Source organism: Agaribacterium sp. ZY112 (assembly GCF_041346925.1).
Taxonomy (GTDB): Bacteria; Pseudomonadota; Gammaproteobacteria; order Pseudomonadales; family Cellvibrionaceae; genus Agaribacterium.
In genome coordinates, this window is sequence record NZ_CP166840.1 from 4,021,613 (window position 1) to 4,037,316 (window position 15,704).

General features: G+C 44.3%; 16 protein-coding genes. 6 read left to right on the forward strand and 10 right to left on the reverse strand.

Going from position 1 to position 15,704, the window contains the following annotated elements:
• The first annotated feature begins 4 nt into the window (after nucleotides 1–4).
• Complete coding sequence (locus AB1S55_RS17480) at nucleotides 5–565, forward strand: rhomboid family intramembrane serine protease (protein ID WP_370979469.1); 561 nt, start codon at nucleotides 5–7, stop codon at nucleotides 563–565.
• Between the two features lie 83 nt (nucleotides 566–648).
• On the opposite strand, the gene AB1S55_RS17485 is transcribed toward AB1S55_RS17480, so the two are convergent.
• A complete protein-coding gene (locus tag AB1S55_RS17485; protein WP_370979470.1) occupies nucleotides 649–975 on the reverse strand; it encodes a hypothetical protein in 327 nt (108 codons plus the stop codon).
• A 49-nt stretch (nucleotides 976–1,024) separates the two neighbouring features.
• Nucleotides 1,025–2,287, reverse strand: coding sequence for an acyltransferase family protein (locus tag AB1S55_RS17490; protein ID WP_370979471.1), 1,263 nt, complete (start codon nucleotides 2,285–2,287; stop codon nucleotides 1,025–1,027).
• Nucleotides 2,288–2,530: 243 nt separating this feature from the next.
• Here AB1S55_RS17490 and AB1S55_RS17495 point away from each other — a divergent pair, with 243 nt between their 5' ends.
• From AB1S55_RS17495 to AB1S55_RS17505, 3 genes are all read left to right on the forward strand, one after another.
• Nucleotides 2,531–4,177: a sensor histidine kinase gene (locus tag AB1S55_RS17495; protein WP_370979472.1), complete on the forward strand. Its 1,647-nt coding sequence runs from the start codon at nucleotides 2,531–2,533 to the stop codon at nucleotides 4,175–4,177.
• A 6-nt stretch (nucleotides 4,178–4,183) separates the two neighbouring features.
• Complete coding sequence (locus AB1S55_RS17500; protein WP_370979473.1) at nucleotides 4,184–4,933, forward strand: LytR/AlgR family response regulator transcription factor; 750 nt, start codon at nucleotides 4,184–4,186, stop codon at nucleotides 4,931–4,933.
• A gap of 321 nt (nucleotides 4,934–5,254) precedes the next feature.
• On the forward strand, nucleotides 5,255–5,884 hold the full coding sequence (locus tag AB1S55_RS17505) for an HNH endonuclease (RefSeq protein WP_370979474.1): 630 nt from the start codon (nucleotides 5,255–5,257) through the stop codon (nucleotides 5,882–5,884).
• A gap of 70 nt (nucleotides 5,885–5,954) precedes the next feature.
• Here AB1S55_RS17505 and AB1S55_RS17510 read toward each other — a convergent pair whose 3' ends face one another.
• From AB1S55_RS17510 to AB1S55_RS17525, 4 genes are all read right to left on the reverse strand, one after another.
• Nucleotides 5,955–6,272, reverse strand: coding sequence for a CcdB family protein (locus AB1S55_RS17510; protein ID WP_370979475.1), 318 nt, complete (start codon nucleotides 6,270–6,272; stop codon nucleotides 5,955–5,957).
• On the reverse strand, nucleotides 6,272–6,517 hold the full coding sequence (locus tag AB1S55_RS17515; RefSeq protein WP_370979476.1) for a type II toxin-antitoxin system CcdA family antitoxin: 246 nt from the start codon (nucleotides 6,515–6,517) through the stop codon (nucleotides 6,272–6,274). Before AB1S55_RS17515 ends, AB1S55_RS17510 begins: the two co-directional genes overlap by 1 nt.
• A 169-nt stretch (nucleotides 6,518–6,686) precedes the next feature.
• A complete protein-coding gene (locus tag AB1S55_RS17520; protein ID WP_370979477.1) occupies nucleotides 6,687–7,436 on the reverse strand; it encodes an SDR family oxidoreductase in 750 nt (249 codons plus the stop codon).
• Between the two features lie 190 nt (nucleotides 7,437–7,626).
• On the reverse strand, nucleotides 7,627–8,037 hold the full coding sequence (locus tag AB1S55_RS17525; RefSeq protein ID WP_370979478.1) for a DoxX family protein: 411 nt from the start codon (nucleotides 8,035–8,037) through the stop codon (nucleotides 7,627–7,629).
• Nucleotides 8,038–8,161: 124 nt separating this feature from the next.
• On the opposite strand from AB1S55_RS17525, the gene AB1S55_RS17530 reads away from it, so the two are divergent.
• Nucleotides 8,162–9,037 (forward strand): LysR family transcriptional regulator, encoded by an 876-nt coding sequence (locus tag AB1S55_RS17530; protein WP_370979479.1) that lies wholly within the window; start codon nucleotides 8,162–8,164, stop codon nucleotides 9,035–9,037.
• 209 nt (nucleotides 9,038–9,246) lie between these two features.
• Here the strand turns inward: AB1S55_RS17530 and AB1S55_RS17535 are convergent, their stop codons facing one another.
• Nucleotides 9,247–10,962: a sulfatase-like hydrolase/transferase gene (locus tag AB1S55_RS17535; RefSeq protein WP_370979480.1), complete on the reverse strand. Its 1,716-nt coding sequence runs from the start codon at nucleotides 10,960–10,962 to the stop codon at nucleotides 9,247–9,249.
• A 249-nt stretch (nucleotides 10,963–11,211) separates the two neighbouring features.
• On the opposite strand from AB1S55_RS17535, the gene AB1S55_RS17540 reads away from it, so the two are divergent.
• Nucleotides 11,212–12,195 (forward strand): AraC family transcriptional regulator, encoded by a 984-nt coding sequence (locus tag AB1S55_RS17540; RefSeq protein ID WP_370979481.1) that lies wholly within the window; start codon nucleotides 11,212–11,214, stop codon nucleotides 12,193–12,195.
• Nucleotides 12,196–12,480: 285 nt separating this feature from the next.
• Here the strand turns inward: AB1S55_RS17540 and AB1S55_RS17545 are convergent, their stop codons facing one another.
• The 3 genes from AB1S55_RS17545 to AB1S55_RS17555 are packed head-to-tail and all read right to left on the reverse strand — an operon-like array spanning nucleotide 12,481 to nucleotide 15,422.
• On the reverse strand, nucleotides 12,481–13,482 hold the full coding sequence (locus AB1S55_RS17545; protein WP_370979482.1) for a cytochrome d ubiquinol oxidase subunit II: 1,002 nt from the start codon (nucleotides 13,480–13,482) through the stop codon (nucleotides 12,481–12,483).
• Nucleotides 13,483–13,484: 2 nt separating this feature from the next.
• On the reverse strand, nucleotides 13,485–14,843 hold the full coding sequence (locus AB1S55_RS17550) for a cytochrome ubiquinol oxidase subunit I (RefSeq protein WP_370979483.1): 1,359 nt from the start codon (nucleotides 14,841–14,843) through the stop codon (nucleotides 13,485–13,487).
• Nucleotides 14,844–14,852: 9 nt separating this feature from the next.
• Complete coding sequence (locus tag AB1S55_RS17555; protein WP_370979484.1) at nucleotides 14,853–15,422, reverse strand: GbsR/MarR family transcriptional regulator; 570 nt, start codon at nucleotides 15,420–15,422, stop codon at nucleotides 14,853–14,855.
• Nucleotides 15,423–15,704: the final 282 nt, after the last annotated feature.

Genomic DNA, 15,704 nt, shown 5'->3' on the forward strand with positions numbered 1-15,704 from the left:
GTTCATGCCAATAAAACTGCATAGGATTAAACGCTGGGAACCACTGATATTACTTGCTGTAATGTGGGCTATATTTATATGTAATTTTTTACTACCTATAAACCTTAACCACTTAGGCATTCAAGCAAGGACAAGTTCAGGCTTAATTGGAATTGTATTTGCCCCTTTTCTACACAGTAATTTAGTTCACCTAGCATCGAACACACTGCCTTTCTTGGTGCTCGGCAGTTGTGTTCGCCTATATGGACGAAGAACCTTTTGGTTTACAACAATTTTCTCTGCACTTGGCGGTGGTTTTTTAATCTGGCTATTTAGCAATAAAGGCATTGTTATTGGTGCATCTGGACTAGTATTTTCATACTTATCATTTTTGATTGTTTATGGTATTTATAAACGATCAAAAATGTCCATTACAATCGGGCTATTCGCACTTATTTTTTATGGAGGTCTGTTTCTTTCTCTATTACGCCTATCCCCTCACATTAGCTGGATTGCACACTTCGCAGGAGCCCTGACAGGCGGTATTGTTGCTTACTATATAGCTAAAGTAAGGCTAACACCTTAGATCACACATGTCAGGCCAGTACCAAGAACACCTACTGTTAAAATCCAGCATTAATAGTGGGCCAAAAGCGTCTTATCAACGGCCTAAACTAGAAAAACCAAACTTAATAAAAAGCCTAAAAAGATCAGGATCACACCGGTCATAATCAAATGCTTAGCCCAGTAAGCACGTTTATGAGCAAGCCCCCCCAAGACATGCGTTTCTTTATTACTGCATTGCTCGTAGTCACCACGTAATAGCCAGTTCAACAGAGCTATGTGATCCATAAACACCATAAAACCCTGTTTAGACCCTCGTATACGGGCCCACTGTTCAAACTCATACTCTTTTAGATAGGCCATATAATTTTGATTAATCGCCAGATACAGCCCGATAAACAAAACGACTAGCCCAGTTACTAATATGATCATCAGCACTCCTTCTTCCAACCAAACCCGCTTTCTATTTAGCGTTTCTCATTTAGCGTTTGCCATTAAGCAAAGCCCCAATAAAACTACGCCGAACCATAAGTGCATAGAAGCCCAAGCTAAACACCATTACCATTGTCACGCTCACAACTAGCTTTAGAATAAGCGGTATATCAAACCCCGCCAAATATGCATTAATTGGATACAACAAAGGAATATGCACAAGGTATATCCAATATGAGGCATCAGACCAATAGCGCATTAAACTGTTACTTGTATCTAAAAAACGTTTAGCCAGTACCAAACAAGCGTAAGACATATAACAAGCGATAAGCGCACTACACAAGACCAGAATAAACTGCTGCCACGTTATTGTTACTGTTGAGAAACCAGACTTAAGGCTTGTTTCAAATAAATAGGGCTCGGGCAACAAAGAGAAAAACGGAAAATACAAAATCAAGGCCGCAACTACAAGTAAGCAAGCCGGCCTTTCAAATAAATAAAGCAGCGTCTTTTGAGCGTAGAGTACCCAGCCCAAAGCATAAAAAGCGCCAAAATAACCAATGGCCCACAACTCAATAGTCAATCCATAAGGCGGCTGAAAGGGCACTACCTGCTTAATACGAAATAAAGCCAACAACAGGGGGAAAACAATAAGCAGAATAAGCAACTGCACACGGTCATTGGCTAAAGCCTTTTTACTGCCTGCCACAAAGGCACTTGCTAGTGTGCTCCTTGCCGTAAGGGCTTGTAACTTAAGTAGAGCAAGGTGAAAGAGGAAAGCGAGCACACTAAAAATCACTAAATAATATAAAAACCAAAAGTGCATGGTCGATATACCCTGCTGAGCAGGGGCCGCCTCTTTCCCTTGTATAGATAAACGAATCATGTCCAATAAAGGGCTACTTAAACTCGTAAAATAAGCAATACAGCCTATAGCGACAATCGTCATAAATGCCACAAGCGGCCAAAACACAATAAAAGGCAAAGCCAGACGTTTTAATCGATTGCTTAGAAAACGTTTGGGGCCATAGCGCTGCATAAGCAGATGAGCAAAAAAACCTGCAACAATAAAAAACAAAGGCATACGGAAGCAGTGACTAAACCACAAGAAAGCATCAACCCACCACGAGCGCTTTGGGTCAACCACAGGCCAGAGCTCCTGCACCAATACGCCATAAGACAAAGCGCAGTGGAACAGCACCCCACCGAGCATGGCTAAGGCGCGGATATTGTCCATATAGTGATAGCGCTCACTCTGGAACGCCAAAGAGCCTTGCACCTCGTCCTGTCCCTCAATCTGATTCTGAGTCATTTGCTTTTGCCTAGCTCCCCGTTTAAACACCAGTACCTATACCGGCTATTGTATAAGCGCGCAGAGCAGACAAAGGAAAAAGTACAGCAGCGGCAAATACAGCAGATAAGCAGCATATTTCCGTGGGCAGCGGTCGCCAGAGTCTCTTACAGCGTCAAGCAGGCAACAAAGCAAGCCAAAGCCTGTGATAAGCTTAAATCAGGATAAAGAGACAATACTAGGCAAGAGCGGGCAAAAGTAGAAATGCAGAAGCAAGACAGGCAAAGCAAAAAAGCTTGGGCAACACATATAAGCACCCGCCTTAGCGAGCTTTGCCTATTCGCCTTTTGTTTGCTCTATTTACAAGTGTTTTTTAGCTCATTTGAACAAAGTAGCGGGCAATTCCAGATAGAACTAGCTCGCAACAGTTTGCGAACCCTCGGCCTGCTTCTACTCGCAACCTTTAGTACAAGAGTTGGCGCGGCTATTGGCCGCCGACAAGCCTTAGGCAGCCGCTTATATAAATTCGCAGCGTTATTTATTGCCCCCCTGGTATTAAGCAGCAGCCTTATTGCTGGGGAACTTCTACTACGCAGCCGCTATCTGCTAGATCTTAGCGCGCCCCCTGAACTCTACGGCTTTTTATTTATCTTCTACTGGGGTGCGCTGCTGTGGTTTTTTCTAATAAAAAAGCAGAGCAAACAAAACTCCATTGCTAGCTCCTGGCGCTACTACGGCGCCCAAGTGCTTGGCTGGAGCTTTGTCGCCTTACAGTGGACTTTACTGATACTGGTATCCTCATCCGTCGCTATCACTTTACCCAAACTGATAAGCTGGGCCCTAAGTTTAAGCGTGGGGGGCTTTCTGGTAAGCCACTTTATACTCAGGCCTTATTTACATAAGTCGGTACTAAACTCGGATACCAAAAACTCAGCAGCCCAAAGCCAGAAGCTCGAGAGCCAGAAAAAGGGCTTAGCAATAGGCGCAAAAGTCGCAATGCTTGCCCTGCTGGCTATGCCAGCCCTGTTGTACTTTGAATTTCTATGGGGCGCACTAAGCAGCCCTGAAGCGAACAATCATAGCCGCCAAGCCCTACTATTTATTAACTTTATGAAATACGGCGTACTGCTGGTTTGGGCCTTGTGCTACAGCGTCTACCTCCTAGCACTAAACAAGATTGTTTACCTAAAAAGGCAAAACCAACTTGAGAGTGAGCTCAACCAGAGCAAGCTCACTGTATTAAAACAGCAGCTCAACCCCCACTTTTTATTTAACAGCTTAAACTCCCTGCGCAGCATGATTATAAAAGACCAAGATGCCGCTAGAGCCATGGTTGGCAGCCTTGCTCAACTATTGCGCTTTTCGCTTTATCAAAGTGACAATCACTTTGTAAGTGTTGAAGATGAAATCGCTAACGCTAAAGCCTACCTCGCTCTGCAGACAATACGCTGGGGAGACAGAATTCAGTGCGAGTGGCAAGTTAATGAAACACTGCTAAATAAATGTGTATTACCCCTGAGCTTGCAGAGTTTAATTGAAAACGCGATTAAGCATGGGCTTGAAGCAGAGCAAGAGTGTTTGGAACTGCGCATTAAATTATATAAACAAGAGCAACAGCTAGCACTAGAAGTGTGGAATAGCGGGAGCCTCCCCCCTCTTAAACCCACTACGGCAATTGAATACACTCAATACTCCGATGGCTCTCGATACGCTAATGGCTCTTTATGCGCTGAAGGCTCTCAATGCGCTAATGGCTCTGACAACAGCAATTTTGGTGGCATAGGCTTAGCAAATATTCAACAGCGTCTTAAACTGGCCTTTGTTGAGCATACTGAGTTCAAGTTAGAACAAGCACAAACAAACTGGATCTGCGCCAGCATAAAACACCCTTTAAAACGAATTGCTCACTAAGAATATATGAAAGTACTTATTATTGACGATGAAAGCTTAGCCAGGGACGAACTTCGCTACTTATTAAAAGATAGGCACGACATAGATATTGTCGGTGAGGCAGGCGATATAGATACGGCAGAAAAGCTTATTCGTGAGCTCGAACCCGACTGTTTGCTGCTAGATATTAATATGCCCAAGGGTGGCGGCTTTGAACTGCTGGAGCGCCTGCTAAGCCCACCCAAGCTTATTTTCACCACAGCTTACACAGAGTTTGCATTAAAAGCCTTCGATGTCGGCGCCTGCGACTATCTCGTCAAACCAATAGAACAACAGCGGCTCAATGAAGCCCTAGATAGAATTGCCTCTCAACTCGCGGCAGAACAACAGCAAAGCCAAAGTAACAACGCAGAAAAAAGGCTAGAACCAGAAGACAAAATCTTTGTAAAAGATGGGGATGCTTGTTATTTAATTCGACTGGGCGATATTCAATTTATTGAGTCCATCGGCAATTACTCACGACTTTATTTTTACCAAAAGGGTGTACAGCATAAAGCCATGCTTAAACGCTCGCTTAAACACTTGGAAAGCCGCCTGCCGGAACAAGATTTTATTCGCATCAACAGGCAAGTAATATGTAAAATCGATGCAATTGAGAATATAGAAACCATCGAAGGTGGCGCGATTAAGCTAGAACTAAAGCTAGGTAAAAATAAGATCGAATTAGAAATGTCCCGCCGCCAGGCTCAAGAGTTAAAGGAAAGACTTAGTATTTAGCTTAAGTTCGGCGGCTCAGACCTAGATTCCATAGCAAGCCAAAGTATTCTCCGAAACCTAGGCACAAGCTGTAGTTACAACCTAGACAGCCTATTGCTAGGCGAATGTTAATTCAGTCACCTGCTGTCGGCGCTCCGTTGTCTCCTCTTTCAACACATCAAATTGATTTCATCCTATAAATCGCTATCAAATCGGTTTAGGCCGATGCCTATATGTAGGAGTAGGGATTAAGGCTTGGTTTTAGGTAATAACGGCTAAATATAGTAAGGTTTCCATATCTAGCCATGCGAATAAGTAAGCTGTTAGGCCCTGGAATAACTTATGAATGAACTCTGTGCAATTTGTGGCGTGCGACTAGGTTGTACTCGAGATCATGTGCCCCCCAAAGGTATTTTTGTGAAACCTAGACCAAGTAATTTGATTACTGTTCCAGCATGCAAAGAGTGTAATAACGATGCGTCAGGGCTTGATGAGAAGTTTCTAGTATATTTAGGCTGTCATGTTAGCTTTTATGGCGAGCAAGGAGGAAAATTATTTGACGATCGGGTCCTCCGTACTTTAGGCCACAATAAGAAACTCAAGAAAACAATTCTCGAGGGTATGGAGAAGATTAAACTAGTTAACTCCGAGGGTATGTCTCTAGGGCCGGCATATCGGGGCCAGTGGGATAGCAAAGCACATGATAAAATTATTGAACGGACTATTAGAGGTTTATATTTTCATCATTTTAATGAAATTCTAGGCTTTGAATCCGAGGTAAAAGTACATTTTTTCAAAAAGCTCGGTGAGCTCGTAAGAGTGTCTGAAAACTGGAATCAATATAGCTTTGGAGATGGTCAAGTAATCTATCGATATGCCCGTGCCGAACAGAATGGGAAAATTAAATCCGTCTGGCTCTTCCAGTTTTATGGTTCACACTGGGCTGGAGGTAGTACCAATTCAAAAGTTTAAATGACCTAACAAGGTAATCCAGCACAGCCACTTCGTGGCTTGAACAGCCTAGCCGTCGCGGATTTCGGCGTTAAATACCCGACACAGCAAAATCAAGAGAATTGATAATCTCAGCCCTAAAATGCGATAAAGATCCAATAGGATCTTTTAAGATTAAAGTTGGAACTGAAGCCATTTGAGGCGTAAGAATTAGAAATTGCTCCCCCTCATAAGTAACCTCTGGAGTGAGTCTATCCATAGCTTCGTTTTTAAAAGCCGACTTTAGGCCCAGAGGAATAACAAGCCTCGTCGCGAGGTCACTTAGAAAAGGATTTTGAATATCGAGCAGGTATGGCATGTACTTCTTGCTTGTTCGACTCGGATTTCTATATACGTCGAACTGGGTCATTAAAACGATCTGTACTCATCACTGAAAAGCCCGTTTTCTTCAACAAAACTGTTATACGCCTTAATAGCGGCCACGTTTTCACGCTTCCAGGTTTCAGCACGTTCATCAGCTAACTTTTGCTTTAATGCTTGCTCAAGCATCGCCGATAAATTAACGTTCAGTTTTCGGCTTTTCGCCAGTAAGTCACTGTTTATACTAAGGTTTGTCGCCTTTTTGGGGGCGTTTGGGTCATATAAAGTTTGCATACAATTCCACCTATGCGCATAGCAATACGCATAGAATATCTCCCTTCACGAGAGTTCTCAAGTGCGAGCACCCACCTGAAGCGCAGTAAAACAATCAGCCAAGCTCGGAAACTAAGTCGGTAATGCCCCACACAGAATAACGTGAGCCCCAAGAACGAGCTTCCTCTACTTAACGCCCACCAGTCACATCCAACAAAGCCCCATTTACATAAGAAGCTTCATCGGAAATTAACCACATAATGGCTTTGGCTACTTCACTGGGTTCACCTACCCTTTGCATAGGTACAAATTGCTTAAGCCGTTCAGCCCGCTCGGCATCACCAGCATCAGCATGCATGTCGGTAGCAATTAAACCCGGCCTTACGGCATTGACCCGAATACCATCGCTGCCCACTTCTTTAGCAAGCCCCAAGGTCATTGTATCTATCGCACCTTTTGTTGCCGCGTAATCAATAAACTCATTGGGTGAACCTATACGCGCGGCGGCCGAAGACATATTAACGATGCTGCCACCATACCCATCGGCACTAAGAGCCATACGCTTTACAGCCTCTTGTGCGCAAAGAAAACTGCCAACAACATTGATGTTAAATACATCTCTAATACGTTCGGCCGACATGCTAATAAAAGGCGAAATCTTGGTGATAATGCCGGCGTTGTTGACTAGTGCATCTAAACGGCCAAGGTCCTTATCGAGTTGTTTAAATACACGAGTTATATCGAGCTCATCAGAAACATCCGCTTGGTATATAAAAGCGCGCTGCCCGAAAGCTTGGATTTTACTTTGTACTTTTTCAGCTTCGCTTTGATCAACACGATACGTTAGCGCCACATCCCAGCCTTGCTGCGCGGCCAATATTGCCACTTCGGCACCTATGCCACGGCTAGCGCCCGTTATTAATAGAACCTTGGATTCCATGCCCCTGCACCCTTTAATCTTCGTTAATTATCTTTATTTGCCTTTCTTTGACTTTCTTTAGCTGTCTTCACTTCGACGGCAAGAGCTGGCGGCCTAAGCACCAGCTCTAACAGCAATACCAACACCAGCAAAGAACCAAGACTAACAGATGTACTTGATAAGCGTCAGTATCGCAGGCTCTTACAAAGATTTAAGTTGATGGCTTCAGAGCGTAGCGACCACCACCGAGAAAAACCACCGCAAGGCTAGTAAACAGCAAAAACAGCGGATACTCCCAACCACCGCCGGTATTGGTAAAAAGCCAACCACTGCCCCAGTGTGCCCATGTCGCGCCGAGCAAAACAGGCAAAACCATAAGTGCGACAAGGCGGCTGTGATAACCCACTAACAACATAAGCCCAGCGATAAGCTCTAAGAAAAACACAAAATAGGCCAGTAAATAAGGCAGGCCTATGCTCGTAAAAAATTGAGCTGTGCCGGCAAGGCCAAAAACAAACAACTTTAAATAGACGCTATGGGCGAGTAACACCAAGCCCAAAGCCAAGCGCAATAGCAAGCAGGCAAGATCAGGTTTGTTAAATTGATTGGGGAATTGATACATATTGCTCTCCTAAGCATGAGTGGTTAAGCTCAGTATCACATCGCATGCTAGCAATACACATTAGTAATTTATGCAAAACCGTATTGCGAAAACGCAATAAACCGATCGGGGACAGAGCCAAGTTATGGACTGGAGCAACCTAAGTAGTTTTTTAGCGGTAGCCAAGTACGGCAAGCTTGCGCCTGCGGCAAGAGCGCTCGACATCAACCACTCAACGATATTCCGACGTTTAAAACAGTTCGAAGAGCAGCTCGGAAAGCAAGTCTTTAGCCGACACAACAACAGCTATGAGCTGACGGATTTTGGCCGAGAGATATTACAACACGCTCAGGGTGTTGAACTGGCTATGGCTAAGCTGGAGCGCAGCGTTGATGGTTCTGATATGCGCCCTAGCGGCACTATCCGCATCACCACACCGGCTAATATTGCCGAGTGTTTTCTGCCTGAGTATCTAACAGGCTTTTATAAACTCTACCCAGAGATAAAAACCGAAATATTGGTTGGCGACCATCATTTTAATTTAGATAGAAGAGAAGCCGACATTGCTATTAGAGCCAATAAACACGCTCCCGATTACAGCATTGCCCATAAACTCTGTGAGGTACCCTGGCGCTTTATGGTCTCCAAAGCGTTTATCAAAAAGCATGGGCGGCCTACTACATTAAGCGACTTACTCAAGCACCCCTTTATTGGCTCCCAAGGCGATTTAAATCTATTACCGGCCTTTCGCTGGCTAGAACAACAGGCAAATGAAAACATACAAACACGGGCAAATAACTTAAATACTATGTCTTATATTGCTGAGGCGGGTTTAGCAGTGGCCTTGTTACCGGCAGACCAAAAGAGGGCTGAGTTAATACATTTAGATATCGATGTGGAGCTAGAAGCCAGCCGCTGGTGGCTTATTTCCCACCCGGACTTAAGGAACTCCCTAAAAATTAAACTTTTTAAGCAGCACCTTATAAAACAAATACAAGAGGATAAGCGCCTGCAGTTTTAATAATTCAAGTCGCTTTCCTTAAGCCTAAGCCCCAATACGCACAAACGCTAACTGACTCACGTCTCATATTTCGCAAATACAGTCGTATCTTCAGTAAGCGAAAGCAAGTCAACAAACAGTATAAAGCGCCGCTCTCATGTTCCCAAAATAATAAACCCCGACATAAATGTCAGGGTTTATCAGTGATGCCATGTCAACAGTGCTTTTATCTAGATCCCCCAGTCAGCCTCAATAATTCCGTAGTCTCCAGTTTTCTTCAGCACTTTTTCGATATCAAACGGCACTTCGTTTTTGTCGAATCTAGGCTGAGATGCTTTTATTGTTTCTGGTCTTGCGTTCTCGATATTGGTAAACGGTAAACCATAAGCCATCTTTTTATTTGGATATTTTTCCATCCATATTTCATGACGTGCACGCATAGAATTAAACATGCCTTTGGTAGTGAAGCCTGGCAACATTTTAGGTTGAACCTCACGGGTGTCGTTATACAGATCATAGAACGACGCTCCACTCAAGCCTGGAAGGTCACCCACCCAACGGCGCTTAAAGCGACCTTTAACGGTAGCCGCGTAAGTTTCACCAGTATAAATGTGCACATAGTCACGGCGGCTAAAACTATCACCATTCAATAAAAGTGACGTTTGATCGATGCCATCGATAATTCGGTCTCGGGGAATGTATTTTTGCGCTCCGGCAATATGTGCAAAGGTCGTAAACAAATCGGTTTCATGAATAATATCCCCCGGCGTCTGCCCCGCTTCAATCATACCCGGCCACCACGCCATCGCCGGCACTCGAATACCACCTTCTAAGTAATCACCCTTACCTCCTCGGTATAAGGTTTCTACCATGCCCGGTGGGCCGTTATGAGTCATGGGGCCATTATCTGCCATCAAAATCACCAGCGTATTTTCAGCAATGCCGTTCGCTTTTAAGTGAGTCATCAGTTGGCCAACAAAAGGATCAAATCGCGCCAACCCCTCCTGCAAAAAACCACCCGATAAGGTTTTTCGCTCTGGGAACGGAACAAAAGCAATTAGCTCGGGCCAGTAAGCAATATAAAATGGTTTTTTCTCTTCAATATTTTTATCAATAAAAGACAATGTACGCGTTTTATTGTCTTCCATATTTTTATACCACCCCGGTAAGTCTCCCGGTTGAACCAGCTCACGCACGGGCCCACCTTTTTTCCCTTCCATCACAGCAACATGGCCCAAGGTCCGCCAGCCCTTATCCATGTCGTAAGGGTCTTCAGGGTATATTTCAGGATTAGTAGAGGTAGGTAAAACGCCACCAGCGATTTCTGCCTGCGGACCATAGATAACGGGGAATTGGTTGTAAGGTTCCCATACCGCTTCATCAAAGCCCTGCTTATTCATGTAACTTTGTTCTATATCCCCCAAATGCGCCTTGCCATAGAATGCCGTCGCATAGCCGGCTTTACCCAGCACTTCTGCCATTGTGACTTCATCCTTGCGCAAGCCGCCATATTCATAGGGAAAACCGACTTGGGTCATACCGTTGCGAATTGGATGCCTGCCTGTAAGAACGGCCGCACGGCTTTGTGTACAAGAAGGCTCCGTATACATACGTAAGAAGTTCATACCTTCAGCTGCCAGCTGATTGATATTCGGCGTGCTGAAACCTCGCAACTTCTGAAGCTCGGGGATACCCACTTCGCCCATGGGAGTATCGTCCCACATGATATGAACGATATTGGGTGGCGTGCCAAATTTCTCTTTCAGAGCGGCAAGCTTTTGGTTTAGCTCGTCATCTTGCTTAGCCCAAGAATCGCCATGCTGAGCTTTCAAAATATAAAATTCCGCATCTTGAACAATAGGCTTGGCACTTACGCTAGTAGCGGCGAAGAGCAGCGCCCCCAAGCTTACAAACCTGTGAATAAAACCTCTATATTGGCTGAACACAATACGGTCTCCTTACTTTTTAGGATTAATGATGTATCGAGAGAAAAATGCTAAGAGGAATTATGTCCCTAATACCCGTTAGCAGGATGGGTGTGTTAATTACCCAAGGAGCATATTTATTTAACCAGCAGGCAGCAATCCGGTTTCGGCACAACAAAACACCACGCTTCCGTTTTCGGACTTGCTTGCCATCACGATAGCCAAGTACCATGAATAAGAGCGAAACAGCTGCCAAACAAGGCCTATAGATTGCGTAAAAAAGATTTTGAATTGAAATACGGGCATGTGATGAGCACTACCGATTTCGAACTTGCAACCGAGACTATGGCCAACACGTGGCGCCCCTATCAAGGCGTAAAGCGCACTCACAGCGGCCCTTTTGAATACAGCCTATCCGTAGCAGAATTTCCTACTTTGATGATCGGTCAAGGGCATGTGGCCGGTGGCTTTGAAATGGATGGAGGTTATTTAGAAGACTTTTTTACGCTTGCGATCCCACTGGCCGGGCACTTTAGGTTCACGATGAACGGAAAAGCATTTGATATTGCAGAAGGGAAAGCCAGTTTATACAGTGCAAAACAGGAACACAGCATCTACCTGCCCCAACGCACCGAGCTGTGTAACCTTAGAATCCCCCGTCATGCGCTGGAGAAGGAACTAGAACACTTACTGCATCGCCCCTTAAGCCTACCTTTAGTATTTTCCGTCAGCATAGAGCTCAATTCCGCATTTGGGCACAGTCTACTTAGCATGTTGCGGCTTTTTATTGGGGAAATAAACCATCACGGAGCTCTTCGGAAAAAATCCTCTCTGGCGGTCAAGCACATTGAAAAGAGTTTTTTTACTTTATTATTAGAACACCAGCCCAATAATTACAGCACAGAACTGAAAAGCCTCAGTGCTCAAGCGGGAGAGTGGCAGGTTTTTAGGGCCGAGGAATGGACTCGAAGCAATCTGGATAAACCAATTAGCGTTGGTGACCTAGCAAATTCTGCTGGGGTCTCTGAACGAGCCATTCGATCTGCATTTAGAAAACATCGCCAATGCACACCTATGCAATTTGTCAGAACACTTAAACTGGATGCTGTGCATGCGGCACTATTAGAATCGCAGCACAACTCCAGCATCATTGATATCGCGTTAAGTTATGGGTTTTCGCATATGGGCCATTTTGCAGCCCACTATAAAAAACAATTTAATGAAGCTCCCAGCGACACCCTCAAAAACAAGTAATAAGAAAATACCACATGTGCTTTTTAGGTCGCCATAGCGCTCTTACATTCGTATTGATGTCTCTAAGGGCCTAGAAGACATCTTTAAAATTGGTGCTTAAAAAAGATGGACTCACATATGCGCTGAATATCCTCTAAGACACCTCGAAATCATCTCACTAGTGCCTATATCTATCTAGGAACCTACCAGCTAAGTATTATTCTTCGCCGCCAATTTATTCCCCTAAAGATTATATTTTTAAGACGTGCCCTATAAAGAAAACACGATAGAGCCGCGTTTATACGTTTAATAATAATGCAAGTCGCTAGCTTTGCCCCTAAATACCCAATACGCATAAATGGTATAGGCCAAGATACACGGAACAACGACTAAGGCCCCATAAAGGATAAATCGCAAAGACTCCGGTGCACTGGCAGCCTGCCAAATAGTTAATTCACCTGGCACGATATAGGGAAAGAAACTGTAGCCAATACCGGAAAAACACAATAAAAAGATAGCTGCACAAACTAACAGTGGCCGATAGCAGTAGCGGTCTTGCAATACTTGCTGACCAAATAATTGCCTTTCATTAAAGTAAAACAAGGCGAGGCAAACCAAAGGTACTGGTGCCATATAAAGTACCTGAGGCAGATCGAACCAGCGATCGAACACCGCACTATTCACCAAAGGATTCGTTAATGAAACAAGTACAACCCCTAAAAAGCTTAAGCGCCCTGCAAATAAAGCCCAGCCTTTAGCGCGAATTTGCAACTCGCCTTCGGTTTTATACACCAACCAACTGGCGCCGATATAACAATATGCGGCGCAGACACCCAAAGCACTTAAGACAGCAAACAGAATAGACTTTAAATCGTAATTAAAACCTACGATATACAAACCTAACATGTAACCTTGACTCAATGCGGTAACTAAAGAACCAAACTTAAAGCACTTATCCCATAAAGCTTGATGAGCCACTGCTGCCTTTGCGCGAAAATCAAACGCCACACCACGCATAATTAACGCAATGAGCATCACCGTTACCGGCAAATAAAAGTGGTGTAATACTTGGCTATGCGCTTCAGGAAACGCAATTAACAATAATCCCACAGCCAAAACCAACCACGTTTCATTGGCATCCCAAAACGGGCCAATAGACGCGATCATACGATCTCGCTCTTTCTCGTGCCCCTCGCCCAAAGGTAACAATATTCCCGTACCCAAATCGTAACCATCAAGAATCGCATAAACCAAAATCGCCAAGCCCATAAGCCCAACAAAAATAATCGGTAAACTGTAAGCGTCCATTTTTACTCCTTATCTTCAGTGTTTATGGCAAGGCTATTGCCGGGTTCTTTTTGTTCGTATTCTTCGACGTTAACCGCTTTTAAAGACATCAGGCGAAGTGTGTGTAAATACGCAAACATCAGCACAACATATACACATGCATAAGCCGCTAGAGATATACCGATATGCCCGCTGGGCACATCGGTGACTGCGTCTTTGGTTTTCAAAATACCTGTAACTAGCCAAGGCTGGCGACCTATTTCACTGACATACCAACCGGCCAAAACACCCAACCAACCACTAAAGGTTGCAGCAACATAAGAACGCAATAACCACTTGGGCAGCTCTCGTTTACGAATGACAAAATATAAACCCACCCAGGCCAGAGCGAGCATTAACATACCCACACCCACCATAATACGAAAAGCCCAAAACGATGCGGCAACAGGTGGATGTACGCCTTCAAATTCATTTAGGCCACGAATCGTACCCTCACTGTCATGAGTTAAAATCAAACTGGCAAGCTTGGGGATCTCAATCGCATAATCATTCGTTTTGGTTTCTTCATTTGGCAGAGCAAACAACAACAGTGGTGCGCCCTCTTCCGTATGCCACACAGCCTCAATCGCCGCGATTTTAGCGGGCTGATGCTCGAAAGTATTCAAGCCATGAGAGTCACCGACATAGATCTGCAAAGGCGTAAGCACTGAAGCAAGCACAATAGCCGTTGTAAGGGCCAGCTTAGGCGCACGCTTAAGATCACCTTTTAACAAACGATAAGCCGACAAACCGGCAACAAAAAATGAAGCCGTTAGACCTGAAGCAATCAACATGTGGGTAAAGCGGTGAGAAAACGACGGGTTAAAAATCACCTCAAACCAATCTACTGCATAAACAACACCATCACGTATTTCATGCCCTGCTGGTGTTTGCATCCAAGAGTTAAGCGCGAGAATCCAAAAAGCTGAAGCCGTTGTACCCAGAGCCACAATTAAAGTCGCAACCGTATGGACACTATTAGGCACACGCTTAGAGCCAAATAACATAATGCCAAGAAAAGTAGCCTCTAAGAAAAAAGCGGTTAATACTTCATACCCCAACAAGGGGCCTGCGATGTTACCGACCTTCTCCATAAAACCCGGCCAGTTGGTACCAAACTGGAAGGACATAGTAATGCCGGTGACCACGCCCAAGGCAAAACTCAATGCAAATATCTTGACCCAAAAGCGATAAGCACGCATCCATACTTCGTCACCACTTAAGTTAAAACGCAGTTTGAAATAAAATAAAATCCAACACAGAGCGATGGTGATACTGGGGAAAAGAATATGAAAACTAATATTGAGGGCAAACTGAATTCTGGATAATTCCAAGGCGTCCATAAATATCCCTTATTTACTATCGCTCTGACCGAGCATTTTGTCTTTGAACTCCACCAGCTTGCCAAGCCCGGAGCCCATCTTCATTAAACTTTGCAGCTGTTTTTGGCTTAAACCGCTTACCGCTTTCGTCCAATCGTTAGCAAGTTCAAGCAACTCATAGATTTCAGCCATCTTAGCTTGAGCATGCAGATCGCTCTCATCTGTGCAACTTTCTAATAATTGCGAGCGCAATAAGCTTAAAGTGGGTTCTAACTCGCGGCGACTGCGCTCATCAACCACGTGTCGCGCCATCTGCCAAATATCACCAACCGGTGAATAATAGTCTTTGCGATCACCCGCCTGCTTTTCCGTTTTAATTAAACGCCAGCTTTGTAACTCTTTAATTCCCATGCTGACATTACCACGGCTAACACCCAATAATTGTGACAGCTCATCGGCACTAATCGGCTTGGGGTGCACCACAATTAGGGCCAGCATCTGGCCTACCGTGCGGTTAAAGCCCCAACGACTTCCCATCTCACCAAAATGCATCACAAACACCTGAGCCTGAGCGCTCAACTGCTTTACCTCTGTGCTCATAAAACACACCAAGTTTCAGTTATTTCTGAAAGTATTGATTTCTTATTGATCTATGTCAACAGATTTTGGCAGGTATATACCTGCTAATTTATTCGGAGTTACTAGGAAAGTGTCTTACTTTTCTAAAAACCAGCCATCTAAGCATTTGATTTTATTATATTTTTACAAGCACACTCCGAATTATGAGGAAAGAGTCAACTGGGGCAAAGTTAGAACCAACGAGGTGCATCAAGCTAAGGCATTGATAGTAATGGAATTTTTTATATGTAGAGGGTAGATTAG